Here is a 25,175-nt window from a genome sequence, read left to right as displayed (position 1 = left end):
GCGCTTGCCCGCCGGGACTTTCGCGGCCACACTGTGCAGATGAAACCGAACAACGATGCTGCGTGGGACGCTGAACCCTCCACCCTGTTGCGCGTCGGCGAGAACTTCCGGCTCTCGGATGTCGATGCGGACGCGACTCCCGGCTTCGTCGGCGGGAAGGCAGCGGGAAAGAAGGAGCTGAAAGCGGCGGCCGACGACCTCGACGAGAAGCAGGAGCGCCTGTTCGCGGCATCGAAGGTCGACGCGACGGATGCCGTGCTGCTCGTCCTGCAGGCGATGGACACCGCCGGGAAAGGCGGCATCGTGCGGCACGTCGTCGGTTCGGTCGACCCGCAGGGTGTCGCGCTGACCGCGTTCAAGGCGCCGACGAAGGCGGAGCTGTCGCATGACTTTCTCTGGCGGATCCGAAAGGCGGTACCCGACCCGGGCATGATCGGTGTCTTCGACCGGTCGCACTACGAGGACGTCCTGATCGCGCGGGTGCGCGGCCTTGCCGACGACGCCGAGATCGAACGGCGATTCGGGGCGATCCTCGATTTCGAACAGGAACTGGCCAGTCGTGACATCCGGATCGTCAAGGTGATGCTGCACATCAGCGCCGACGAGCAGAAAGCACGCCTCGGCAAACGGCTCGACCGGCCTGACAAGCACTGGAAGTTCAACCCGGGCGACATCGAGGAACGTCAGCACTGGCCGGCCTACCAGGCCGCGTACCAGTCCGTGTTCGAACGCACGTCGACCGAGGTGGCGCCCTGGTACGTGGTTCCGGCGAACAAGAAGTGGTACGCGCGGATCGCCGTGCAACGCCTGCTGCTCGGTGCTCTCACCGAGATCGACCCGCAGTGGCCTGCCGCCGACTTCGACGTGGAGGAGCAGAAGAGGCGCCTGGCGGCGACCTGAGTCGGGCCGGTTTGTCTGCCCCGAATGTCGGTTTCTGCGACGAAAAGTCGGCATGTGCGCCAGATAAACGTTGGGTGGGGCGGATGCCGTTCGTTCGTTTGACGCACCTGTCGGGTTTCGCGCCGAAAAGTCGGCATCGGCGTCAGATAAGTGTGCGCAGGATCAGCCAAACGCGTCGACGATGGGCCGGAACTTCATGCGGGTTTCGGTGAGCTCCTTCTCGGGAACGGATTCGCCGACGATGCCGCAGCCGGCGTAGGCGGTGACGTCGCCGCCCGGCTCCACCTGGGCGCAACGCAGGGCGATCGCCCACTCCCCGTCACCGTCGGCCCCGACCCAGCCGACCGGTCCCGCGTAGCGGCCGCGGTCGAAGGGTTCGAGCTGGTCGATCAGGGCTACGGCCGCGGGAGTCGGCGAGCCGGCCACCGCTGCGGTGGGGTGAAGGGCGTCGATCAGGTCGAGCGACGTCGCGTTGTCGGTCAGCGTGCCCTCGATGTCGGTGGCGAGGTGCCACAGGTTCGGCAGCTTCAGGGTGAACGGCATCTCGCTGGTGAGCACGTGTGAGGTGTGCGGCCGGAGCGACTTGAGCACACTCTGCACGGCGAACTGGTGTTCGTCCTGGTCTTTGGTGCTCGTGACCAGGTCGACGGCCGCTTGCTGATCCGATTCGGCGTCAGCGCCTCGAGAGGCGGTGCCGGCGAGAACCCGGGCGGTGACCGATCCGTCCTGCACGCCGACGAGCGTTTCGGGGCTCGACCCGACGAGGCCGTCCACAGCGAAGGTCCAGCAGTCGGGGTACCCGACGGCGAGGTCCGAGACCACCCGGCGCAGGTCGGCGTCGGCCGGGATGCGGCCGATGAGGTCACGCGAAAGCACCACTTTGCTGAGGTCGCCGTCGAGGATCCGCTCGACCGCCTGCGTGACATGTTTCTGGAATCCTTCGGCCGACTCCATGCCCGGGGTGAGCGTGATCCGGTACTCGGGGCCGAACGCCGTCGACCGCACCGGCGGCGCGTCCAGCCCAGACGTGTCGAGGCGGATCCGCGTGAGCCAGGTCACCCCGTCGCGCCGGCCGACGAGGAGCTGCGGCACGATCAGCACGCTTGACTGTGACGACTCGTCGGCGAACGCGAACGTGCCGAAGGCGACCAGGCCGGTGCCCGGCATCCGCAACGGGTCGCTGATCGTTGCTGCCGAGGCGATCTCGCGCCAGGCGGCGGCCGCATCCTGCATGCGGGTCGGACCGGAGAACTCCAGGCGGAGGGCTTCGCCCACACCGGCGAGACCGCGTCCCTTACGCAGCCACAGCAGCGGGCGCCGCGCGTCGACGAGGGCGATGAGCGAGCGGACGTCGTCGACCTGCGAGGTTTCGACGACGAGGTGCTGCGTGGACGGAAGCGTGCCGGGTGAAGTCACCCATCCAGCGTACGCCCGGTTCTCGGCCCTCGGCCGTCGCGGGAGCCCGGACGTAGACTGGGGGCATGAACAAGGCAGATCTCTCCAAGCAACCCGCGCAGGTCTCGGCCATGTTCGACCAGGTTTCCACCCACTACGACCGAACGAACACCGTGATGAGCGTGGGCAACGACCAGCTCTGGCGCGTCGCCACCACCCGCGCGATCGACCCGCACCCCGGTGACCGCATCCTCGACCTCGCCGCCGGCACCGGAACGTCGAGCGCCTCGATCGCGAAATCGGGCGCGACCGTCATTGCCGCCGACTTCTCGCCGGGCATGATCGAGGTCGGCCGCAAGAAATTCGGCCGCGTGCGCAACATGCAATTCGTCGAAGCGGATGCCACGAATCTCCCGTTCTCCGACAACGAGTTCGACGCCACCACCATCTCGTTCGGCCTGCGCAACGTCGTCGAGCCGAAGAAGGCGATCGCCGAGATGTTCCGGGTGACGAAGCCGGGCGGCCGCATCGTCATCTGTGAGTTCTCCACTCCACCGAACCCGGTGATGAAAGGCCTGTACGACTTCTACCTGCAGCGGGTCACGCCGCTCCTCGTGAAGTTCTCGAGCTCGAACCCCGACGCGTACGACTATCTCAACGATTCGATCCAGGCGTGGCCGGCGCAGGCCGAGCTCTCGTCGTGGCTGCGCGGTGCTGGGTGGACCGAGGTCAGGCACCGCAACCTGACCGGCGGCATCGTCGCGCTGCACCGAGGGACCAAGCCGCGCGTCTGAGCTGGCGGAGGGGGCTCCGAGACGCCAGAAAGGGCTCTCTGATCGGCCCGAAACCCGCTCTGGCGAGCCTTTTCGGTATCTCGGCTACGCGTGAGACGATGGCGCGATGGAAACGACGACGGAGTCGCTGACCGCCCGCATGGCTGACCGTGTGGTGCTCGTCACCGGAGCGGGCAACGGCATCGGTCGCGCGTGTGCGATGCGTCTGGCCCGCGAAGGGGCACGGCTCATCGTCGCCGATCTCGACCCGGATGCCGCGAGAACCGTGGTCGAAGGCCTGCCGCGGCCGGAGACACACCTCGCGCTGGAGCTCGACGTGACGCTCACGGCATCCGTCAAGGACGTCGTCGCGCAGGCGGTCTCCCAGCTCGGCCGACTCGACGTCCTGGTGAACGTCGCCGGCGGAGACAGGGGACACCCCCGCTTCGAGGAGACAGACGATGCGGTCTGGCACGAGATGCTGAACCTCAACCTGTTCGGTGCCGTGCGGTGCTGTCGAGCAGCGATTCCCCACCTGAGAAGAAGTGCACGCGATCCGGCGATCGTCACGGTCAGCTCCATCAACGCACAGGTCGCCTTCGGCAGCGAACCGTATTCCGCGGCCAAGGCGGGCCTGTCCGCCCTCATGCGGAATCTGGCGGCGTCGCTCGCCCCGGATGGCATCCGGGTCAACACCGTCGAACCCGCGACGATCCGCACCCGGGTGTGGGACCCGCAACCGGGAGGAGCCGACCGGCTCCGCCCGTTCTACCCGCTCGGTCGTGTCGGTGAGCCGGAGGACGTGGCAGCGGCTGTCGCGTTCCTGGCGTCGTCGGACGCCTCATGGATCACAGGTCACGTTCTCCCTGTCGACGGCGGCCTGCTGCACGCGTCTTCGCCGCTCGGCGACCTTCCCGGCTCCGGGAGATGACCCCAGACGCCGAGCTGCGGCAGACTATGACCACGTGAGAGGAGGCGTCCGATGGAGCTCATCCCGTTGACCCCGGTCGACCGGCGGGAGAACCTGCGCGCCGACTGCTCCCGTTGCGTCGGGCTGTGCTGTGTCGCGCTGGCCTTCGCCCGGTCGGCGGACTTCGCCTTCACCAAGGACGCGGGTGAACCCTGCGTCAACCTCGACGACGACTACCGCTGCGTCATCCACCCGGAACTCCGGTCGCGTGGCTTCAAGGGCTGCACGGTCTTCGACTGCTTCGGCGCCGGACAGAAGGTGACGCAACACACCTTCGATGGTGCCAGCTGGCGCGACGACCCCAGGGTGCGGGAGTCGATGTTCGCAGTGTTCCCGCTGGTCCGGCAGCTCCAGGAGATGCTCTGGTACCTGGCGGATGCCGCCGGTCGCCCCGAAGCGGAACCGCTCCGAAGTGAACTCGAACGCGCGTACCGGGAGACCGAGGCGCTCACCGCGGCCGCACCCGATGACATCCGCGCCCTCGACCTCGACGCGCTCCGGGAGGCATTGTCGGGGATGCTCGGCCGGGCCAGCGAACTGGTGCGGGCAGCGACGCCGGCGTCGCCGGCCGCTCAGCGGATCGAACCGGGGGCAGACCTGATGGGCGCCGACCTCGCCGGGCAGGACCTCAGGGGAGCGAACCTGCGTGGAGCCTGGCTGATCGCCGCCGACCTCCGGTCGTCGGACCTGTCGAACGCCGACGTTCTCGGCGCGGACTTCCGCGATGCGGAACTGGGCGGCGCTCTCCTCGAGAGCACGCTGTACCTGACCCAGTTCCAGGTCAACGCGGCCACCGGCGACGACACGACGATGCTGCCGGACTCGGTGACGCGCCCGACGCACTGGCGTCGCTGAGCCGCGGCCGAAGCGAGATGGCACATACGCACCCGAAACAGCCGCCCAGCCCCGTTTTGGGTGCGCGACTGTCATCTCACGGGAGGCGCGTGCCCGTGACGACGGTGGCATCGAACTCGGCGGAGCTCTCGACGACCGGCTCCAGGCTCGCGCGGGCGAGGATGTCGGCGGTGCGCCCGGCCTGACGCTCGCTGGTCTCGACCAGCAGGTGTCCTCCGACCCTCAGCCAGGCGGAAGCCTCGTCGGCGATCCGGCGCTGAACGTCCAGCCCGTCGCTTCCACCGTCGAGCGTCGCCCGCGCTTCGTGAAGCCGAGCCTCCCGGGGCATCGTGGCGATACTCCCGGTCGGCACGTACGGCGCATTCGCCGTCACGAGATCGACCCGACCGCGCAGCCCCGTCGGCAGCGGATCGTACAGGTCGCCCTCGAGAACGCGGCCGCGCTCGCCGAGGTTGGCGCGGGCGCACCGGACGGCGATCGGGTCGATGTCCGTCGCGAACACCTCGATGCCCTCCAGCCGGTGGATGAGCGCAAGGCCGATCGCCCCGGATCCGCAACACAGGTCGACGACGAGCGGATGCTCCACTCCCGCTCCACGTGCAACCGCCCGGTCCACGAGTAACCCGGTACGCCGGCGGGGAACGAACACACCGGGCTCAACCCCGACGCGAAGGCCGCAGAACGAGGCCCAGCCGAGGATGTACTCGAGCGGTTCGCCGTCGAGCCGCCGGGCGAGGAGGGCGTCGAGTTCTGCCGGCGTTGCCGCGGCCTCGTTGAGCAGCTCAGCCTCCTCCTCGGCGAACACGCACCCGGCCTCCCGCAGCATCTCCACAACCCACACGGTCACCCGGATGGCTTCTCTCCGCGCGAAAGCCTGGCGACGAAATCCTCGATCCGCCGGGCCCGGGTCTCGGGCCGCTTGGCGTCCTGGATCCGGTAGTAGATCGCGAAACGGTTCTGGCTGTTCAGGGTGCCGAAGAACTCGGCGGCCTGCGGGTTCGCCTCGAGCGCGGCGAGGAAGTCGGGATGCGGCTCGGCGTTCTTCGGCCCGTGGTACGCCCGTTCCCAGCGCCCGTCAGCGCGGGCGCGCTCCACCTCTGCCAGGCCGCGGGGTTTCATCCTGCCGTCCGCGATCATCGCCTCTGCGATACCCACGTTCCGCATCGACCATGGGCTCTTCGGGCGCCGTGGGGTGAATTTCTGCTCGTACGTCGCCTCGTCGACGCTGCGTGTCTGCCCGTCGATCCACCCGTACGTGAGCGCGACGTCGAGCGCTTCGGCATACGTCACCGTCGTCTGCCCCGACCCTTTCTTCGCGATCACCAGCCAGATGCCCGGCGAGGAATCCTGGTTCTCCTCGATCCACTCGCGGAAGGCGTCAGGCCCGTCGAATCGGAGGGTTTCCTGCTCGAGGGCCATCACTCGCCCAGCATGGAACCGCTGCGGAGCTCGAGGATCTCCTGGTAGTGCGGGTTGTGCATGACGCCGAGGATGTTGCCGAAGGGATCGACGACGGATGCCGTCACGAACCCCGCCTCGCGCGGAGTGATCGCCTCGTGCTTTCGGGCGCCGAGGGCCACAAGCCTGGCCACGGCGTCCTCGACATCGGGAACGTGCCAGAACACGACGGCGCCCCCGGGTTCGGTCACCGACGCGTGCGGCGAGTACCGCCGGTCGATGATCCCCAGCTCGTGTTCGTAGTCGCCGATCCGGTACTCGATGTACGCCGCCGGCCCGGATTCCGGGCGCACGAAATACGGCTGAATACCGAGGAGTTCGGAGTACCACTCCCGAGCTGCGTCGATATCGTCAGCAAAGAAACTGACCGTGGCCAACCCTCTCAACATCATTCCCGCTCCCGCTTTCTGTCGCTCGCCCTGTCAAGGAGTTCCATGATCCGCCGGTTGTCGGCATCCGTCAACGACGACGGAAAACCCGGCTCACGGGGTGTTGACAGGTGAAACGGTAGGGCCGTAGCCCTCTCGTTCAGCCGCCCATTCGCGTGGCTACGTCTGATCCCGCCCAAATAACGCCGGACGACCCCGGAATGCGCCTCGCACCCAAAACGTGGTGGACGTCGGATAGCTGAGCAAGCATCATTGTGGGATGGGGAAGAAGGGTTCATCAAGCCACGGTGCGCCGGATGGTGAGAGTGGAGCAACAGTCGAGGTTGCGCTCTCGGACCTAGAGCCGGCTTTGGTCAAAGACGTCTACTACCGCTTGTTGGTGCCGGCGTTCCGACCCGAGGAGTTGTCCACGCTCAACGAAATTGAAGAGACGTACTGTGGGCCAGGAACTGATCCGTCTGTCGTGGTCTTGAAAGACGGAACCCCGGTCGCAGTCATGTTGGGCGAATGGTATGCCGACCAGAGAGTACTTTTGCTTGCATACCTGTCGGTGAACCAGCGAGCGCGCGGCTTAGGGCTGGGCGCACACCTCGTCAGCGAAGTGTTAACCAGTTGGTGCAACGGGAAGGAGGACGTTCTTGTTCTCGCGGAGGTCGACGATCCCAGAACTTGGCCGGGGAGCGATGAGGCGGGAGAGCCACACGCCCGCCTGCGCTTTTACGACCGCTGGGGAGCGCGCGTTCTCCCAGTGCAGTATTTTCAGCCTTCACTGCGGCCGGGCTCCCCGCGCGTGGAAGGCATGCTGCTCTTGCGTCTAGACAAAGCGCCGTCCGTGACTGGCGAGTTGCTTGCAGCGTTCTTGGAGGAGTACTTCACTGTGTGCGAAGGCTTGGCGTCTCTCCGAGATCCGCGTGTGGCGCACCTTCTCGCGTCAGCGAGAGACTTGGATCTCGATCGTGAGGCCTGGCCCATTAGCCGATGGGCAGAACTGCCGACGTCCTAACGGCCTGTTTGTCAGCCTGCCCCGGCTTAGCCCTTGCGGAACGATGGTTTCCAGCATCCCGTTCGCCAGCAAATTTTGAGTCGCGTCAGGCAGTAACGTCGAGGGACGGGTCGGCGATGGGTGCGTCACCAACGGGAGTGCGTTGCCAGTTGTACTGTCGCCCCACCGTTGCGATCGTGATCTCGTACGACTCGAAAAACTCTTCGCGGCCCCGGCGACGAGTAAGAACGTGCTCCGGCTGGTTTCGCCACTGACCCAGGGCGATGTCGTCCTGGAATCGCGCCACCGCCAACTCAGTGCCCTCGACCGAGGTATAGCTGGCGAAGCTGACGAATCCCGGAACGTCCTGTACTAGCTCCAACATGTGAAGAAATGCTTCCTCGTACGCCGTCTCGTCGACGCCGTCACGGGCTCGGATTTCGAATAGGACGACCAGCATGGGACCTCCTTCATCTCCCCGCCTACACAGCACGGCCAATGACGCTAACTCAGCACGGCCAATGACGCCGGCGGACCCTTCTCCTCTGCCGGACTGCCAATTCGTGCGGCGATGCTACCATCGTCGCCGGAAGTCGGAAAGGGAGCGGGCTTGTAAAAGCTTCGCACCATTCCAGCCTCAACTGAACCTTCTGACGGACGTAGATGTGACATTCACCAATGTCGGTTCGATCCCCGCTCGAACCACGGCGGAGCGGAGGTTTCAAATGAGGCAACGTATGTGGCTATGCGGACGTTTCTCCTGAGTGAACGTGGGGGAGTGACATGGAGATGAACCGTTTGCTACAGTGCGTGGCCGAGGGGATAAAGTTCGGGCTCGCCTGGGGAGGACGGCATGGACCCAGTAACTCTCATCGTCGCCGCGGTCGTCGCGGGAGCGTCGGCCGGTTTGACGGACGCAATCAAGGGCGAGGTCACGCGTGCTTACGCTGCACTGCGGACAAAGCTGTTTCAGCGGTTCGATGACGACGTCAACATCAAGTCAAACATCGGAGCGTTGGAGGCAGATCCTGGCTCGCCATTGCATAAGTCAGCCCTCGAGCAAAACCTCAAGAAAGACGGCATCGACCAAGATGACGAGCTAATAGCACTTGCTAAGTCCGTCGCGACTGCCACCGGCCTTGATGTGAAGCAGATTCGTGAACTGGCCAAAGGAGCTACCGTTCTCAGCTCGGCCCAACGTATTCAGGGGGTAACGTCCCAGAAGGTTGAGCAGGTGCAACACGCCGGTGAGAACTCCCGTGTCGAGAACAGCGACCAGATCATCACATTCGGACCGCCGGAGGACTGAGGTCTGACATGGTCCAGGATAACGAGGGTTACTTCTTCATCGGGCGCCAGGACATCGTCGCGCAGCTGTTGCGAGGTCTGGACCCAGGTCAGTCAATTCGTGCAGACGACGTGAGTGGTGCACACGGGATGGGCAAATCGGCACTCATGGCGGAGGTTAGAAGGCGCAGCGGCCGACTCCACTCGGCTGCGATAGTCGCTCACGTCGATTTGGGTCAGTATGAAGCAGGTTCTAAGGGTCGGGGTGGCGGAGAGCAGACTTATGGGCAGAGTCTTAAGAGCCATGATCAGTTGATGCATCTCGCGAAACAAGTCGTGAGCGCAGTCAGCCCCGCGTCCATTAGTCGCATCGAACAAGTAGGAGACGCCGGACTCCTCCGGGTGCACCAGATAAAAAACGCCGACGTGAACGTCTACGCCGAGGTTTCTGCCGGGTCCTCGGCTACAGTGTCCGATTCGCCGCAGCACGTTACGGTCAATGTTGATAATAAGACAGCGTTGGATGCGAGCTTCGTCCAAGCGATACGGCAAGCGCAGGTGTTGCTCACCGATGCGCTCATCTCCTGCCTCAACGAAACTGCCCGGGACCGACCCGTACTTCTCCTTCTCGACAACGCGGATACCGTCGTCGGTCAGGACCTCTGGTACTGGATCTCGCGTATGATCTCCCGACTGCAGGGCTGCGTCGTGGTGCTCGCTCACGAACCGGACTCCGTAATTGACCTGTCCCAGGGACTCGGCGAGACCTTCCGACTTCCCCCCTTCTCTAGGGAGGAAGTCGCGGAATTCCTCACCAGGAAGCTCGCACAGGCTCCCGCTCCGGATCTGGTTGCATTGCTTCACGAGTGGACCGGGGGAGTGCCCGTCGCCCTGGAGATACTTGTCGACCTCATGAACGATCCGGATATGCACTTGGGGAGAGAAGAGCTGGAAACTCGCCTTTCCCGGCTCCCCGGCAACGCGGAGGCACGCCTGGCGAGAGTCGTCACCGAGATGGTTGAGCGCCTCGAAGGACGGCTCTTGGGGAAGGCCCTTCGTGCTGCGAGCATTCCAGAGGAATGCGACATCGACTTGTTAACACAGCTTCTAGCCGACGACGGCGTCAGCCCTGACGAGGCACCGGGACTGATGAAGAGCCTAGAAGCGTTCAGCTTCACCGAGGAGTACGACTCCGTAACGGATGACAGGCACTACATCGCCTTGCACCCATTTATCCGGGGTGGGCTCTCTGACCATATGCGCAAATACGCGCCGTCAGAACAAGAACGCCTACACTCGATCGCTGCCGAGTTTTTTTATGGCCAGCTCACCGGCTTCGAGACATACGACTCGATGTTCGGCCTCGAGAAGCCAGCCCAGCAGGCGCGTTTGCGCAAGTGGTTGTACCACTCGGCTCACTCCGGTGACCGTAGAACCGCTATTTTGCAGGCCGCTAAAGTATTCCTCGACACGTTCTGGTGGTGGGGTAGCTACGTTCATTTCGAATTTTGCGAGAAGCTGGCGGCCGACTTCGACAACCTTGTTTGGGTGTCTGGTGACGAAGACAACTTTTCGGCATTCGCCGGCGCAGTGAGGCGTTTCATCAGCAATTATCCGTACCGTGCCAAGTTGCGGCAGGATTTCGACAGGGCATACCCGCAAGCTCGCTGGGATCAAGTCGAAGACGCTCTCCTCGAGATCCGTGAATTGTGCGGCCTTGCGATGGAACCTGACCCGGGTACGACCGAGCTTGAGTGCCATGTAGCCGCTGTGCTCGAAGCTTTCCTTGCCCACACGTATCGTTTCGCCACCCCAGCAGACCGGGTGGAGGCGAGAAAATGTTATGCGCGGGCGGAGCGGTGGTTCGACCTCGGTAGGCGCGAGTGGGACGTCCCATGGGTGATCTTTGAGCGCGGGGATCTTGCTCTAGAGGACGGTGACCTCGCTCTCGCGCTTTCTGAGGCAACCTCGGCGGTCAACTCGCTGTACGCGGTCCTGGATAAGAATTCGCCAGACGAGGAGTTGATCGCGAACATCCACAGATTGCGCGCGGACTGCGCGTGGCTGAGTGACGACATCAGCGACGCGGCCCGCGAATATTCCTTAGCAGTGGTGCACTCATATCTCTTTCACCGGATAGGTGGTCCACCCGATGACTATACGATGCAGTTCTATTTTGAGGTCAGGGGGCGCGCAATCGAGAAGATGTTGCAGCTGTGGCGCGGGGGTCGAATCACAGAAGCTTTGCGATTCGGCCACACCCTCCATGAGCCGTTCGCATTGGCGCGCGCCGTTCCCTCGCGGTCTGACGCCGAACTGAAGGCAATCTGCGAGAAAGGCTTCGTCTCCGAACTCGCCATGGCTCTCTTTCCGCGCGGGCCCGAAATCATCGAGCTGGGCCCGAACGCGACGTCCTCCAGTTTTATACAGGATCTGCGGCGCTTTCAGCGCCGACTTGGGGAGTCCGTGGTTGGGGACCTGGCCAAGGCATCCCCGGCCTGACCACGTCTACAACCAACAGTCGATGGCTGAGTACGGTTCGCAGGCGGTGGTCTGGCAGACCGCGATCAACCCGGTTCTCGCCCTCGAGCTTCTCGCCACCGGAGTCTGGAGCGGGTCCGGCGTGCTCGGCCCCGAGGCGTTCGACGCCCGCCCGTTCCTCGATCTGCTGGCGGCGGATGCCCCGCGAGGCTACGGTTCGCCGTGGGGGATCGAGGAGAAGTAACTGCCTGCTCAGGCACGGGTAGGCTAGACCCGTGAATCCGAGTGCCATGCGGCGTGCCACGAGCCTCTCCAGCCACCTGGGCCAGACCGATCGCATTTTCGCCTCGCCCAGAACGAAGCAGCTCCTCGCCGCCGTCGACGACGGTCTCGAGCTGATCGAACATGGCCTCGACGCCGAACTCATCTTCACCGACTCTGTCGCTGATGCGTCCACGCGCTACCTGCTCGAAGCGGGTGGCAAGCGGGTGCGCCCGATGCTCATCCTCCTCACCGCACAGCTCGGTGCGGGGAACACCGTCGATGTGATCACCGCCGCCGAAGCGATCGAGATCACCCACCTCGCCTCGCTGTACCACGACGACGTGATGGACGACGCCGACCGCAGGCGCGGGGTGCCCAGCGCCCACGCCGTCTTCGGCAACTCGGTCGCCATCCTCACCGGCGATCTGCTCTTCGCCCGGGCCAGCCAGCTCATGGCCGGACTCGGTGAACGGGCCATCCGGCTGCAGGCGAACACCTTCGAACGGCTGGTCCTCGGCCAGCTCCACGAAACCGTCGGCCCGCAGGACGGCGAAGACGCCGAAGCGCACTACCTCCAGGTGCTCGCCGACAAGACCGGATCGCTCATCGCCGCAGCCGCGCAGGCCGGCGTCATCTTCTCCGGCGCCGACGAAACCTTCGAACCGGCCGTCATCGCCTACGGCGAGAAGATCGGCGTCGCGTTCCAGCTCATCGACGACGTCATCGACCTGTCGCCCCAGCCGGAGGAGACCGGAAAGGTGCCCGGCACCGACCTCCGCGCCGGCGTCGCCACCCTGCCGCTGATCCACCTCCGCGTTCTCGCCGAGACCGACGATGCCGCAGCCGCCCTCCTCGCCCGTATCGAAGCGGAAGCCGCCGCAGGCACCGATGGCGCGGCATCCGCCGACTTCACCGATGCGATCGCCGAGCTCCGCCAGCACCCCGTGACCACCCGCACCCTCACCGAGGCGCACCGATGGGCGCACGACGCCGTCGAGGCGCTCGAACCGCTGCCCGACGGGCCCGTCAAACAGGCACTGACACGATTCGCGGAGACGATCGTCGACCGCAGCAAGTAAAGGAACCAGACGCAGATGACCAAACTGAGACTCGCGATTGTCGGCGCCGGACCCGCAGGAATCTATGCGGCAGACATCCTCCTCAAAGCGGAACGCAAGTTCGACGTGTCGATCGACCTCTTCGATCGGCTGCCCGCACCGTACGGGCTCGTCCGCTACGGAGTCGCGCCGGACCACCCGCGGATCAAGGGCATCATCAACGCGCTCCGCGAGGTGCTCGACCGGGGCGACATCCGGGTCTTCGGCAACGTCGAATTCGGCACAGACATCACGCTCGAGGATCTCAAGCACCACTATCACGCGGTCATCTTCGCGACCGGAGCCGTGCGCGACGCCTCGCTGAACATCCCGGGCGTCGAGCTGGAGGGCTCGTACGGGGCCGCCGACTTCGTGAGCTGGTTCGACGGGCATCCCGACGTTCCGCGGGAGTGGCCGCTCACCGCGCGCTCGGTCGCCGTGATCGGCAACGGCAACGTGGCCCTCGACGTGTCGCGGATGCTCGCCAAGCACGCCGACGACCTGCTCTCGACCGAGATCCCGGAGAACGTCTACCAGGGCCTCAAGGCGTCGCCGGTGACCGACGTGCACATCTTCGGCCGCCGCGGCCCGGCACAGGTGAAGTTCACGCCGCTCGAACTGCGTGAACTCGGCGAACTGAACGACGTCGACATGGTGCTCTACGACGAGGACTTCGACTACGACGACGCCTCGAAGACCGCGATCGCAAGCAACAAACAGGTCATGGTGATCGACAAGATCCTGCAGAAGTGGCGCGAGCGCCCGGTCGGCGGCGCATCCCGCCGCCTGCATCTGCACTTCTTCGCCCGGCCGATCGAGATCGTCGGCGAGGACGGCCACGTCGCCGCGTTCCGCTACGAACGGACCCGGCCGGATGCCGAGGGCGGCGTCGTCGGGACGGGCGAGATCCGCGAGGTCCCGATCCAGGCCCTCTACCGTGCGGTCGGTTATTTCGGGTCGCCGCTCGACGGCATCCCGTTCGACAAGAAGCACGGCGTCATCCCGAACCGTGAGGGTGTCGCCCTGCACAAGGGCAGCAACGACGTCGTGCCCGGCGTCTACGCAACCGGGTGGATCAAACGCGGGCCGGTCGGGCTGATCGGCCACACCAAGTCGGATGCCATGGAAACGATCCGCCACGTCATCAACGGCGAAGGCAGCTGGTGGAGCCCGGAGTTCCCCTCGGAGCAATCGGTGATCGACCTTCTCGACTCCCGGGGTGTGACGTACACGGACCTCGACGGCTGGCACAACCTCGATCAGCACGAGATCGCGCTCGGCGAGCCGCAGGGCCGCGCCCGGGTCAAGGTCGTTCCGCGCGACGAGATGGTGGCCATTTCTCGCGCGAATAACGGCGACGCCTAGGGCGGCGCTCCCCACCGGGCGCCGGCCCCCTGCCCGATAGGGTGGAGGGCATGTCGAACCCAGCGAACGCCCAGAATCCCTACAGCACGACACAGGGCGGCGCTCCTGCCGGTTATCCCCAGCAGGCACCGCGGCGGTCGGCGCCCCTGGACCGGGCTGTGCTGAGGCAGATCCAGTTCGGCGGCGCCATCGTCGTGGGCATCGCGATTCTCGCCAGCCTCACGCAGATCATCGGCAGCGCGATGTACTCGTTCCGCGGCGAGATGATCTTCTCGCTGTTCTGGAGCGTGTTCACCGCCCTCATCTTCGTCGTCGGAGCCGGGGCGAGCGCGCTCTACGTCGCGCCGCTGGCGCGGGCCACGTCGACCGTCGACCTGCTCAAGAAGCTGGCGATCGCCGCCGGGGTTGGCGCCGGCGCGTTGCTCGTCTTCAACTTCGTCTACGCGGTCGTCACCGGTGGCCAGTATCTGGTCCAGATGATCGTGAGTGCCGGCATCCTCGGATCGATCTCGACCGGCGTGCACTACGGCGCCTTCTTCGCCCTCGGTGTCTTCGTGGCCCGGGCGCTTCCGGCGTCGCAAGCCGCTGCTCCCGCACCGGGTTACGGCCAGGGGTACCCGGGACAGCCGCAGGCGGCGCAGGCGTATGCGCCGCAGCCGGCATCGGGTGTGCCGTACGGGTACCCGCAGGCGCCGGCCGTGCCGCAGGGGTACCCGCAGGCGCCGGCTGCGCCGCAGGGGTACCCGCAGGCGCCGATGCCCAATCCCTACGGCCAGGGTGCAGGCCAGGCCCCGCCGTCCGCCCAGCAGTAGCCTCCGTTCGCGCCGCACGCGGAGCATCCGCTGGCCGTTCCCCCGGAAACCGGCCCTCGAGTTGACGGACTGTGTCGTCTGGCTCGAAGTCGGGCAGCAGTTTGCGGGAACTCGATCCGCTGGTGCAGCACTCTGTGGCGACTCGGTCACCGTCGACGACCCGAGCGGCGCTACTCCAGCTGCAGCGCGAGCCACAGGTTCGTGCGCTCCTCCACGCTCGCGAGCGGGCGCCCGATGAGCTTCTCGACGAGCGCGACCCGGTTCTTCAGCGTGTGCCGGTGGATGCCGAGCGCCCGCGCCGCCGGATCCCACTGGCCGTGGTGTTCGAGCCAGGTCCGCACATCGTTGACCAGGTCGGAGCCGTTCACGGCGTCGTGGTCACGCACCGGTCTCAGCAGCGTGCGCGCGATCTCGACCGCGTCGCCGTGCGGCAGCAGCGCAGCGAGGCCTCGCTCGGCCACGTCCGAGAAGACGACGACGGATGCCGCACCGTCGCCCCCGTCCCGGCTCGACGTGATCATGGCGCGCTCAAGCGCCTGCCCGGCCTGCCGGGTGCCCGTCGCCGCCTCACCCCAGTGCAGCGGCTCGGAGATGCCCGCCGCCAGGCCCAGCACCCGGGCGAGGTCGGCGGCCACCGCCGGGGCATCCGTGGCTGTCACGCCGGCAAAGACCCTGCCCTCGCTCGCCGCGAAGAATACGTTCTCGCCTCGAGCCTCCAGCTTGCTGAACAGCGCGTCGCGGGCGACGGCGGGGGGCGCGAACGCGACAAAGCTCACCGGCTCGGCCGGCAGCTCCCCACCCATCTGCTGCACGATCCGCCGCACCAGCGCGACGTTGCCCTCGAGCAGCGTCTGGAGCAGGCCGCTGCGCAGGAGCCCTCGCGCACGACCGAGTTCACGGTTCTGTTCCAGCGCCAGCCCGGTCAGCGCGACCACGCTCGTCACGACGGTCTGGTCGGCGGAGTCGAGCGGCCCTGCCCCGGCGAGAACGAGAACGCCGCGCAGGGCGTCGCGGCGGCCGAGGGTCTGCAGGGTCACGTGCCCGGCCTCATCGCTCATGGTCGAACTCGACCGCTGACCGCGGCCGATCAGCCGCTCCGCCTCCTGCAGGATCCGGGTCCGCGCCGGCTCCTCCGCCAGGGCAGGCATCGCGGATGCCTCGTCGAAAGTGAGCGAGAACGTCCCGCGCACATCGACGAGGGCGACGAAGCGGCGCTGCTGGCGCGACAGTTCCTTGAGGATCGACGCCGTGGCATCCGGGCGGAGCGCCGCGAACGAGATCGCGCGCTGGGCGTTGAGCGCCCAGGTGTCCCTGGCGTGCGCCGCCTCGGCCAGTCGGTCGGCCGCCTCCCGGATGACGGCGATGAACGGAACCCGGTACGGGACTTCGAACAGCGGCATGCCCAGCCGCTCGCACGCCGTCACGAGCTGGGGAGGCGTGCCCTGCACCACTTCGGTGCCGAAGCCGATGCCCAGGATGCCGTGCGCTGCGAGGCGCTGCACGTACTCGTCATAAGCGCCCGGTGTGGTGGAGACCGGGTCGAACTGCGTTCCGGTGGTCAGCACGACATGCCCGGCATCGAGGAACGGCGTCGGGTCGGCGAGGTCGGAACTGTGAATCCACGAGATCGGCGCCGTCATCCGCTCAGAGGGGCCCCCGGCCAGGAGGCTGAGTTCGAGGTCCCGGGTGTCGAGCAGGCGGCGGACGGTGGGATGCATGATCTCACCGTAGGCGATTTGCCACAGTGGTGAAAGAGGGTAAGTCTGCTGGCCAGTCCGGCAGTTCCCCGGGAAGCGGGCGGGCTTCTAGTCTGGCTACACGCACTTCGAAGGAGAACGACGACGATGACTCTCACCAGGACCGCCACCGGCGGGCCCGCGCTGGCCCAGGAACGCCGCATCGTGACAGCGATTCCTGGACCGCGCTCCGAGGAACTCATGGCGCGCAAGAACCGCGCCGTGGCATCCGCGGTCGGAACCACCATGCCGGTATTCGCCCAGGCGGCCGGCGGGGGCGTTGTCGTCGACGTCGACGACAACTCGTTCATCGACCTGGGCTCGGGCATCGCCGTCACCGGCGTCGGCAACAGCGCACCGCGCGTGGTCGAAGCGGTCCAGGCGCAGGTCGCCGCGTTCACCCACACCTGCTTCATGATCACGCCATACGACTCGTACGTCGAGGTGGCCGAGAAGCTCAACGAGCTCACGCCCGGCGACCACGAGAAGCGCAGCGCGCTCTTCAACTCGGGCGCCGAAGCCGTCGAGAACGCCGTCAAGGTCGCCAGGAGCTACACCGGCAAGCAGGCGGTCGTCGCCTTCGATCACGCCTACCACGGCCGCACGAACCTCACCATGGCGCTCACCGCCAAGTCGATGCCATACAAGAGCGGTTTCGGGCCGTTCGCGTCCGAGATCTACCGCGCCCCCATGTCCTACCCGTTCCGCGACGGCCTCAGCGGCGCCGAGGCGGCGAAGCAGGCCATCTCGATGATGGAGAAGCAGATCGGAGCGACGAACCTCGCCGCGATCATCGTCGAACCGATCCAGGGTGAGGGCGGGTTCATCGTCCCCGCCGCGGGATTCCTGCCCGCCCTCGTGGAATGGGCGAAGGCGAACGACGTGGTCTTCATCGCCGATGAGGTGCAGACCGGCTTCGCCCGCACCGGCGACCTGTTCGCCAGCAACCATGAAGGCATCGTGCCCGACATCGTCGTCACCGCGAAAGGCATCGCCGGCGGGCTCCCGCTCTCGGCGATCACCGGCCGCGCCGAGATCCTCGACGCCACCCACCCCGGTGGCCTCGGCGGAACCTACGGCGGCAACCCGCTGGCCTGTGCGGCCGCGCTCGCCGCCATCGACACCTACATCGACGACGACCTCGCCGGCGCCGCCCGCCGGATCGGCAGCGTGATCGTCGACCGGTTCACCGCCGCCCAGACGACGGACCCGCGCATCGGCGACATCCGCGGCCGCGGCGCCATGATCGCCGTCGAATTCGTCGACCCCGACACGAACGAACCGGATGCCGCATTGACCGGCCGTGTCGCGAAGGCCTGCCATGCCGAAGGCGTCATCGTGCTCACCTGCGGAACGTACGGCAACGTCATCCGCTTCCTCCCGCCCCTCTCGATCCCCGTCGACCTGCTCACCGAAGGCATCGACGTCGTCCTCACCGCATTGGAGAACGCATGACCATCCAGACCGAATCGCCCACCACCGCCCAGACCGAACTCCTCGCGAAGGTACCCACCGGCCTCTTCATCGGCGGCGAATGGCGCCAGACCGAGAAGACCATCGACGTGTTCGACCCGTCGACCGGTGACCTCCTCGTGTCGATCGCCGACGCATCCGCCGCCGACGCCACCGCGGCGCTCGACGCGGCTGTTGCCGTGCAGGACGAGTGGGCGGCCACCGCGCCGCGCACCCGGTCGAACATCCTGCGCAAGGCCTTCGACCTCATGCAGGAACGCCGCGACGAGTTCGCGCTCCTGATGACGCTGGAGATGGGCAAGCCCCTCGCCGAGTCGAACGGCGAAGTGACCTACGGCGGCGAGTTCCTGCGCTGGTTCAGCGAGGAAGCCGTGCGGATCACCGGCCGCTACGGCACCAACCCCGAGGGCACAGGGCGCATGATCGTCTCCCAGCACCCGGTCGGACCGTGCTACCTCATCACCCCGTGGAACTTCCCGCTGGCGATGGCGACACGCAAGATCGCCCCCGCGCTCGCCGCCGGCTGCACCGTCATCGTCAAGCCCGCATCGCTCACCCCGCTGACCACGCTGTACTTCGCGAAGCTTCTCGAAGAGGCCGGGGTGCCCGCCGGGGTCGTCAACGTCCTCACCACGTCCTCGTCCGCTGCCGTCACCGAGCCGCTGCTCGACGACCCCCGGCTGCGCAAGCTGAGCTTCACCGGCTCCACCCCGGTGGGTCAGAAGCTCATCCAGCAGTCGGCGAAGAACGTCCTCCGCACCTCGATGGAGCTCGGCGGCAACGCGCCGTTCGTCGTGTTCGACGACGCTGACCTCGGTGCCGCCGTGGACGGCGCGATCGCGGCCAAGTTCCGCAACATCGGCCAGGCCTGCACCGCCGCGAACCGGTTCATCGTGCACGCGTCGATCGCCGACGAATTCGCCCGCAGGGTCACCGACCGGGTCAAGGGCTTTGCGATCGGCCGTGGTACCGAAGAGGGCGTCACCATCGGGCCGCTCATCGACGACCGCGCGGTCAAGAAGGCCGGCGACCTCGTCGACGACGCCGTCGCCAAGGGCGCGACGGTCCTCACCGGCGGCAAGGCCGTCGACCGCCAGGGCAGCTTCTACGAGCCGACCGTGATCACCGACGTGCAGCAGGGCTCGAGCATCCTGCGCGAGGAGATCTTCGGACCGGTCCTCGCCATCGTTCCGTTCGAGGACGAAGCGGATGCCGTCCGGCTCGCGAATGACACGGAGTACGGTCTCGTCAGCTACGTCTTCACGAAGGACCTCGCCCGCGGCCAGCGCATGATCGACAAGCTGCAGACCGGCATGATGGGCCTCAATGTCGGCGTCATCTCCAACGCCGCCGCCCCCTTCGGCGGCGTCAAGCAGTCCGGGATCGGCCGCGAGGGTGGATTCGAGGGGATCCACGAATACCTCTCGACGAAGTACACGATGATCCCGGCCACGTAAGGCACCTCGTGCACAAGTGATGGAAGGAAGAACAATGGCCTTGCTCCAGAACTACATCAACGGCTCCTTCGTCGACGCCGCCGGCCCAGGGACGATCGACGTCGTCAGCCCCGCGACCGGCGACGTCGTCGCCGTCTCTCCCGTGTCGACAGACATCGACGTCGATGCGGCATTCGGCGCTGCGCGCACGGCGTTCACCACCTGGAAGCGCACGACTCCCGGCCAGCGGCAGTCGATGCTGCTGAAGATCGCGGATGCCATGGAGGCGAACGCCGACGAACTCGTCGAAGCGCAGCACCGCAACACCGGCCAGCCGCGCGAGACGATCCGCGTCGAAGAGGTGATCACCGGCGCAGACCACCTGCGGTTCTTCGCCGGCGCCGCCCGCGTGCTCGAAGGCAAAAGTGCGGGGGAGTACCTCGACGGGCACACCTCCTGGGTCCGCCGCGAGCCGATCGGTGTGGTCGCCCAGGTCACCCCGTGGAATTACCCGATCATGATGGCGATCTGGAAGATCGCACCGGCCCTCGCCGCCGGAAACACCGTGGTCCTCAAACCGAGCGACACGACCCCCGAGTCGACGCTCGTGCTCGCCCGCCTGACGCAGGGCATCCTCCCCGACGGTGTGCTCAACATCGTGCTCGGGGACGCGTCCACCGGGCAGCTCATGACCGAGCATCCCGTGCCGGGCCTCGTGTCGATCACCGGATCGGTGCGCGCCGGGATGGCGGTCGCGGCATCCGCGGCGAAGAACCTGCACCGCGCCCACCTCGAGCTCGGCGGAAAAGCGCCGGCGATCGTCTTCGCCGACGCCGACATCGCCGCGACCGCCGAAGGTGTCGCCGGGGCCGGCTACTTCAACGCCGGCCAGGACTGCACCGCAGTGACCCGGGTGCTCGTCCACGAATCCATCCACGACGAATTCGTCGCCGAACTGGTCAAGGCGGCTGAAGCCACCAGGACCGGAGATGCGGAGGACCCGGACGCCTACTACGGCCCGCTCAACAACGCGTCCCACTTCGAGAAGGTGTCGAACGTGATCGACAGCCTGCCGGCTCACGCCAAGGTCGTCACCGGCGGCCATCGGGTCGGTGAAAAGGGCTTCTACTACGCCCCGACGGTGATCACCGGGGTCAACCAGATCGACGCCTGTGTGCAGGAGGAGACGTTCGGCCCGGTGCTGACCGTGCAGACCTTCTCCACCGAGGAGCAGGCGATCGAGATGGCGAACGACGTGCCGTACGCTCTTGCGTCGAGCGTCTGGACCTCAGACCACGGCACCGCACTGCGGGTCTCCCGTGACCTGGACTTCGGCGCCGTCTGGATCAACACCCACATCCTGCTCGCCGCCGAGATGCCGCACGGCGGGTTCAAGATGTCGGGGTACGGCAAGGACCTCTCGTCGTACGGGCTCGAGGACTACACCCGGATCAAGCACGTGATGTCTGCGCTGTAGCCCGCTCTCCGCGAGTCGCTGGGTTTGAGGGGGTCGGGCCTGTGGCCCACCCCTCAAACCCAGCAACTCGCGGCAAGAAGGAAGGAAAACTCATGACCGAACTGCAACGCGACGTCGTCATCATCGGCGCCGGGGCATCCGGCCTCACCGCGGCCACGAAACTGCGCGAAGCGGGCCTCAGTGTCGCCGTGCTCGAAGCGCGCGACCGGGTCGGCGGGCGCCTGTGGACGAACGAGATCGAGGGGGCCACTCTCGAGATCGGCGGCCAGTGGGTCTCGCCCGATCAGGATGCGCTGATCGAGACGCTCGCTGAGCTCGGCCTCGAGACCTACTCCCGTTACCGCGAGGGTGACAGCGTCTACATCAACGCCGTCGGTGAACTGACGCGGTTCACGGGGGAGCTGTTTCCGGTGAGGGCGTCGACCCAGCGCGAGATGGAACGGCTCATCCACGTGCTCGATGCCCTCGTCGCCGACATCGGCGCGCGTGAACCCTGGGCGCACCCGATGGCCGAGGAACTCGACTCGGTCACCTGGATCGAGTGGCTCGAAAGCCAGACCGACGACGTCGAAGCGCGCGACAACATCGCCCTGTTCATCGCCGAGGCCATGATCACCAAGCCGGCGCATGCGTTCTCGGCCCTGCAGGCCATCCTGATGGCGGCATCCGCCGGAAGTTTCTCGCACCTCGTCGACGCGGATTTCATCCTCGACAAGCGGGTCATCGGTGGACTGCAGCAGGTGCCTCTGCTGCTGGCCGAGAAGCTCGGCGACGACGTGTTCCTGGGCCAGCCGGTACGGAGGCTCCAGTGGAGCGACGGCGGCGTCACCGCGGTGGCCGACGGCATGACCGTGACCGCGAAGCACGCGATCGTCGCCGTTCCGCCGAACCTGTACTCCCGGATCGATTTCCAGCCGCCGCTGCCGCGTCGCCAGCAGCAGATGCACCAGCACCTCTCGCTGGGGTTCGTCATCAAGGTCCACGCGGTCTATTCGACGCCGTTCTGGCGGGATGCCGGCCTCTCCGGCACCTCGTTCAGCCCGTACGAGATCGTGCACGAGGCCTACGACAACACCAACCACGCTGACCCGCGCGGCACCCTCGTCGGGTTCGTCTCAGACCGCAAGGCCGATGCGATGTTCGGCCTGACCGCCGAGGAGCGCAAACGGGCCATCCTCACCTCGCTGTCGCACTACTACGGGGAGCAGGCGCTCGACCCGGTCGTCTACTACGAGAGCGACTGGGGCGCTGAGGAGTGGACGCGGGGTGCATACGCCGCCAGCTTCGACATGGGCGGGCTCTCCCGGTACGGCGCTGACCTGCGCACGCCGGTCGGTCCGATCCACTGGTCGTGCAGTGACCTCGCCGCCGAGGGGTACCAGCACGTCGACGGCGCCATCCGCGTCGGCCGTGAAACCGCCGAGGCCATCGTCGCCAGGCACTCCGACCGTCCGCTCCCCGCCCGGCCCGCCCGCGCCTGACCCCGCACCCCAACACGACCGGAATCGCAAAGGAGCGATCGCCACATGCGATACATCGTTGGCTACACCGATACCCCGGCAGGCGCCGATGCGCTCGCGCTCGGAGTGCGGCTGGCACGGTCAATGGACGCCACACTCGACATCGTCACCGTGCTGCGGAGCGAAGCACGACCGACGCTCGTCCCGGCGGACGCCGGGTATGAGCGGTTTCTCCACGAGACGGCGCAGGGCTGGTTGAAGGACGCCGCTGCGGCGGTCCCGCGCGATGTGAGGTCCGAGGGCCACATCGTCTACGCCGAATCCTTCGCCCGCGGCCTGCTCGACGTGAGCCGTGACCTCGACGGGTCGATGATCATCATCGGAGCAGCGCGCGGTGGGCTCCTCGGCCGCGCCACCGTCGGCAGTGTGGCCGGTGCCCTCCTCCACTCCGCCGTGGTTCCTGTGGCCCTCGCCCCGGAAGGGTCGGGATCCACCGTCGGCCTGAACCGACTCACCAGGGTCACCTGCGCCCTCGGCACGAGAGCCGGTGCCACTGAACTGCTGGATGCCGCCGTCCTCGTCGCCCGCGCGGCCCGCGTGCCGCTGCGGCTGATCTCCCTCGTCACCCTCGACATGGACGACATGGCGACCCCGCCGGATATCGCCGAACGCGCCGCAACACACGCCGAACGCGTGCTCGCGTACGCCGCCGAGCACCTGCCGAAGGACATCGACGTCACCGTGCTCACGGCATCCGGAACCCGCGTCGAGGAGGCCGTCGGGCAGGTGGACTGGGAACCGGGCGAGATCGTCTTCGTCGGATCCAGCCGGCTCGCCAAACCGCGACACATCTTTCTGGGCACGACCGCGGCGAAGATGCTGCGCGAACTGTCCGTCCCCATGGTCGTGGTTCCCCGCGACCCCGCTCTGACTCTGGAGGATTGACCCATGTCCACAACGAAGCCCGCTACCGGGCTGTCGAAGAAAGGGCTGAGCGCCGGCTCGGTCGGCCTGATCGGTGCCATCGTCATCGGCATCTCGTGCATCGCCCCCGCCTACACGATGACCGCGGCACTCGGCCCGACCGTGTCCGAGGTCGGCCTCCAGGTGCCCGCCATCATCCTCGTCGGGTTCATCCCGATGCTTCTCGTGGCGTTCGGCTACCGGGAACTCAACCGGGCCATGCCCGACAGCGGAACGTCGTTCACCTGGGCCACCCGCGCCTTCGGACCGTGGATCGGCTGGATGGCCGGCTGGGGGCTGATCGCGGCCACCATCCTCGTCCTGTCGAACCTGGCCGGCATCGCCGTGGACTTCTTCTACCTGATGCTCTCGCAGATCTTCAACAACCCGGACCTCGCGGACCTCGCGCTCAACCCGATCATCAACGTGGCCACCTGTCTGGCGTTCATGCTCGGCGCGACGGCGATCTCCTACCGCGACATGCAGACCACCCAGAAGGTGCAGTACGTCCTCGTCGGGTTCCAGGTGCTCGTGCTCGTCCTGTTCGGTGTCGTCGCGTTCATCCACGTCGCCAACGGCACCGCCTTCGACCCCACACCCGTGACCCTCGAGTGGTTCAACCCGTTCGCGGTCGAGTCGTTCAGCGCCTTCGCCGCCGGCCTCTCCCTGTCGATCTTCATCTTCTGGGGCTGGGATGTCACGCTCACGATGAACGAAGAGACGAAGGGTTCGCGGTCCACCCCCGGCCGGGCCGCGACGCTCACGATCATCATCATCGTCCTCCTCTACCTGCTCATCGCGACCGCCTCGATCAGTTTCGCCGGCATCGGCACGGGCGAATTCGGGCTCGGCAATGAGGAGATCCAGGGCAACGTGTTCTTCGCACTGGCCGGTCCGGTGCTCGGTCCGCTCGCCATCCTCGTGTCGATCGCCGTGCTCTCCAGCTCGGCGGCGTCGCTGCAGTCGACGTTCGTCTCGCCTGCGCGAACGCTGCTCGCGATGGGCCACTACGGTGCTCTGCCGTCACAGTTCGCCCGGGTCTCGCCGCGGTTCCTCACTCCCGGGTATGCGACGATCGTGTCGAGCGTCGTGGCATCCGCCTTCTACGCGATCATGCGGTTCATCTCCGAAGACGTGCTCTGGGACACCATCACGGCGCTCGGCATGATGATCTGCTTCTACTACGGCATCACGGCGTTCGCGGTGGTCTGGTACTTCCGCAAGCAGGTCTTCGCGTCGGCCAGGAACTTCTTCTTCCAGCTGCTGTTCCCGCTGGTCGGCGGGCTCATCCTCGCGGTGCTGTTCTTCACCACGATCATCGACAGCATGGACCCGGACTACGGCTCCGGCTCGAACATCGGCGGCGTCGGCCTCGTGTTCATCCTCGGCATGGCCGTCATCCTGTCGGGCATCGTCATCATGATCGTCCAGGCGATCCGCCGTCCGGCGTTCTTCCGGGGCGAGACCCTCTCCCGCGGCGTCTCGGACGGGAAGGAGGACGACGCGCTCGACGAGCTCCCGGTCTGACCCCTCCCGCCAGTTGCTGGGTGTGAGGGGGTTCCGCCGGCGGCGGACCCCCTCAATGTCAGCACCTCGAATAGC

General features: G+C 66.5%; 22 protein-coding genes and 1 pseudogene. 17 read left to right on the top strand and 6 right to left on the bottom strand.

What is annotated here, in order from left to right:
* The first annotated feature begins 39 nt into the window (after nt 1-39).
* On the top strand, nt 40-900 hold the full coding sequence (locus ABIE24_RS16220; RefSeq protein WP_354501512.1) for a PPK2 family polyphosphate kinase: 861 nt from the start codon (nt 40-42) through the stop codon (nt 898-900).
* Nucleotides 901-1,062: 162 nt separating this feature from the next.
* Here the strand turns inward: ABIE24_RS16220 and ABIE24_RS16215 are convergent, their stop codons facing one another.
* The gene (locus ABIE24_RS16215; protein ID WP_354501509.1) at nt 1,063-2,316 is read right to left on the bottom strand and encodes an isochorismate synthase; all 1,254 of its coding nucleotides are present in this window, start codon (nt 2,314-2,316) and stop codon (nt 1,063-1,065) included.
* A gap of 65 nt (nt 2,317-2,381) precedes the next feature.
* On the opposite strand from ABIE24_RS16215, the gene ubiE reads away from it, so the two are divergent.
* The 3 genes from ubiE (at nt 2,382) to ABIE24_RS16200 (ending at nt 4,893) form a co-directional block, all read left to right on the top strand.
* A complete protein-coding gene (gene ubiE, locus ABIE24_RS16210; protein WP_354501506.1) occupies nt 2,382-3,089 on the top strand; it encodes a bifunctional demethylmenaquinone methyltransferase/2-methoxy-6-polyprenyl-1,4-benzoquinol methylase UbiE in 708 nt (235 codons plus the stop codon).
* Nucleotides 3,090-3,195: 106 nt separating this feature from the next.
* Nucleotides 3,196-3,999 (top strand): SDR family NAD(P)-dependent oxidoreductase, encoded by an 804-nt coding sequence (locus ABIE24_RS16205; protein WP_354501504.1) that lies wholly within the window; start codon nt 3,196-3,198, stop codon nt 3,997-3,999.
* Between the two features lie 51 nt (nt 4,000-4,050).
* On the top strand, nt 4,051-4,893 hold the full coding sequence (locus ABIE24_RS16200) for a pentapeptide repeat-containing protein (protein ID WP_354501502.1): 843 nt from the start codon (nt 4,051-4,053) through the stop codon (nt 4,891-4,893).
* A 76-nt stretch (nt 4,894-4,969) separates the two neighbouring features.
* Here the strand turns inward: ABIE24_RS16200 and ABIE24_RS16195 are convergent, their stop codons facing one another.
* The 3 genes from ABIE24_RS16195 to ABIE24_RS16185 are packed head-to-tail and all read right to left on the bottom strand — an operon-like array spanning nt 4,970 to nt 6,743.
* Complete coding sequence (locus ABIE24_RS16195) at nt 4,970-5,740, bottom strand: putative protein N(5)-glutamine methyltransferase (protein ID WP_354501500.1); 771 nt, start codon at nt 5,738-5,740, stop codon at nt 4,970-4,972.
* Nucleotides 5,737-6,312: a YdeI/OmpD-associated family protein gene (locus ABIE24_RS16190; protein ID WP_354501544.1), complete on the bottom strand. Its 576-nt coding sequence runs from the start codon at nt 6,310-6,312 to the stop codon at nt 5,737-5,739. Before ABIE24_RS16190 ends, ABIE24_RS16195 begins: the two co-directional genes overlap by 4 nt.
* The gene (locus tag ABIE24_RS16185) at nt 6,312-6,743 is read right to left on the bottom strand and encodes a VOC family protein (RefSeq protein WP_354501498.1); all 432 of its coding nucleotides are present in this window, start codon (nt 6,741-6,743) and stop codon (nt 6,312-6,314) included. The genes ABIE24_RS16190 and ABIE24_RS16185 overlap by 1 nt, the downstream gene beginning before the upstream one ends.
* Nucleotides 6,744-6,999: 256 nt before the next feature.
* On the opposite strand from ABIE24_RS16185, the gene ABIE24_RS16180 reads away from it, so the two are divergent.
* A complete protein-coding gene (locus ABIE24_RS16180) occupies nt 7,000-7,743 on the top strand; it encodes a GNAT family N-acetyltransferase (protein WP_354501496.1) in 744 nt (247 codons plus the stop codon).
* Nucleotides 7,744-7,828: 85 nt separating this feature from the next.
* Here ABIE24_RS16180 and ABIE24_RS16175 read toward each other — a convergent pair whose 3' ends face one another.
* Nucleotides 7,829-8,182: an antibiotic biosynthesis monooxygenase family protein gene (locus ABIE24_RS16175; RefSeq protein ID WP_354501494.1), complete on the bottom strand. Its 354-nt coding sequence runs from the start codon at nt 8,180-8,182 to the stop codon at nt 7,829-7,831.
* 393 nt (nt 8,183-8,575) lie between these two features.
* Here ABIE24_RS16175 and ABIE24_RS16170 point away from each other — a divergent pair, with 393 nt between their 5' ends.
* From ABIE24_RS16170 to ABIE24_RS16145, 6 genes and pseudogenes are all read left to right on the top strand, one after another.
* Nucleotides 8,576-9,031 carry a Het-E N-terminal domain-containing protein gene (locus ABIE24_RS16170; protein ID WP_354501492.1) on the top strand — a complete coding sequence of 152 codons (456 nt, stop codon included), beginning with the start codon at nt 8,576-8,578 and terminating at the stop codon, nt 9,029-9,031.
* Between the two features lie 8 nt (nt 9,032-9,039).
* On the top strand, nt 9,040-11,511 hold the full coding sequence (locus tag ABIE24_RS16165) for a hypothetical protein (RefSeq protein ID WP_354501490.1): 2,472 nt from the start codon (nt 9,040-9,042) through the stop codon (nt 11,509-11,511).
* A gap of 1 nt (nt 11,512) precedes the next feature.
* Nucleotides 11,513-11,734: pseudogene (locus tag ABIE24_RS16160) on the top strand (ATP-binding protein); the annotation flags it as partial.
* Between the two features lie 31 nt (nt 11,735-11,765).
* Nucleotides 11,766-12,833: a polyprenyl synthetase family protein gene (locus ABIE24_RS16155; protein ID WP_502916294.1), complete on the top strand. Its 1,068-nt coding sequence runs from the start codon at nt 11,766-11,768 to the stop codon at nt 12,831-12,833.
* A 15-nt stretch (nt 12,834-12,848) separates the two neighbouring features.
* Complete coding sequence (locus ABIE24_RS16150) at nt 12,849-14,216, top strand: FAD-dependent oxidoreductase (RefSeq protein WP_354501488.1); 1,368 nt, start codon at nt 12,849-12,851, stop codon at nt 14,214-14,216.
* A 50-nt stretch (nt 14,217-14,266) separates the two neighbouring features.
* Nucleotides 14,267-15,028 carry a hypothetical protein gene (locus ABIE24_RS16145; RefSeq protein ID WP_354501486.1) on the top strand — a complete coding sequence of 254 codons (762 nt, stop codon included), beginning with the start codon at nt 14,267-14,269 and terminating at the stop codon, nt 15,026-15,028.
* Nucleotides 15,029-15,198: 170 nt separating this feature from the next.
* Here ABIE24_RS16145 and ABIE24_RS16140 read toward each other — a convergent pair whose 3' ends face one another.
* Nucleotides 15,199-16,746, bottom strand: coding sequence for a PucR family transcriptional regulator (locus ABIE24_RS16140; RefSeq protein ID WP_354501484.1), 1,548 nt, complete (start codon nt 16,744-16,746; stop codon nt 15,199-15,201).
* Nucleotides 16,747-16,872: 126 nt separating this feature from the next.
* Between ABIE24_RS16140 and gabT the strand changes: the two genes are divergently transcribed.
* From gabT to ABIE24_RS16110, 6 genes are all read left to right on the top strand, one after another.
* The gene (gene gabT / locus ABIE24_RS16135) at nt 16,873-18,219 is read left to right on the top strand and encodes a 4-aminobutyrate--2-oxoglutarate transaminase (RefSeq protein ID WP_354501482.1); all 1,347 of its coding nucleotides are present in this window, start codon (nt 16,873-16,875) and stop codon (nt 18,217-18,219) included.
* A complete protein-coding gene (locus ABIE24_RS16130) occupies nt 18,216-19,694 on the top strand; it encodes an NAD-dependent succinate-semialdehyde dehydrogenase (protein WP_354501481.1) in 1,479 nt (492 codons plus the stop codon). The genes gabT and ABIE24_RS16130 overlap by 4 nt, the downstream gene beginning before the upstream one ends.
* Before the next feature lie 34 nt (nt 19,695-19,728).
* Nucleotides 19,729-21,150: a gamma-aminobutyraldehyde dehydrogenase gene (locus tag ABIE24_RS16125; RefSeq protein ID WP_354501479.1), complete on the top strand. Its 1,422-nt coding sequence runs from the start codon at nt 19,729-19,731 to the stop codon at nt 21,148-21,150.
* Nucleotides 21,151-21,242: 92 nt separating this feature from the next.
* Nucleotides 21,243-22,631, top strand: a complete 1,389-nt coding sequence (locus ABIE24_RS16120) for a flavin monoamine oxidase family protein (protein ID WP_354501478.1) — start codon at nt 21,243-21,245, stop codon at nt 22,629-22,631.
* Between the two features lie 45 nt (nt 22,632-22,676).
* A complete protein-coding gene (locus tag ABIE24_RS16115; protein ID WP_354501476.1) occupies nt 22,677-23,555 on the top strand; it encodes a universal stress protein in 879 nt (292 codons plus the stop codon).
* Nucleotides 23,556-23,558: 3 nt separating this feature from the next.
* Nucleotides 23,559-25,100 carry an APC family permease gene (locus ABIE24_RS16110; protein ID WP_354501475.1) on the top strand — a complete coding sequence of 514 codons (1,542 nt, stop codon included), beginning with the start codon at nt 23,559-23,561 and terminating at the stop codon, nt 25,098-25,100.
* The last annotated feature ends 75 nt before the right edge of the window (nt 25,101-25,175 follow it).

It is taken from the genome of Mycetocola sp. 2940 (genome assembly GCF_040548835.1).
Lineage (GTDB): Bacteria > Actinomycetota > Actinomycetes > Actinomycetales > Microbacteriaceae > Mycetocola_A.
Note: the sequence above shows the minus strand (reverse complement) of the source record. Positions and strands in the feature narration are given on the sequence as shown.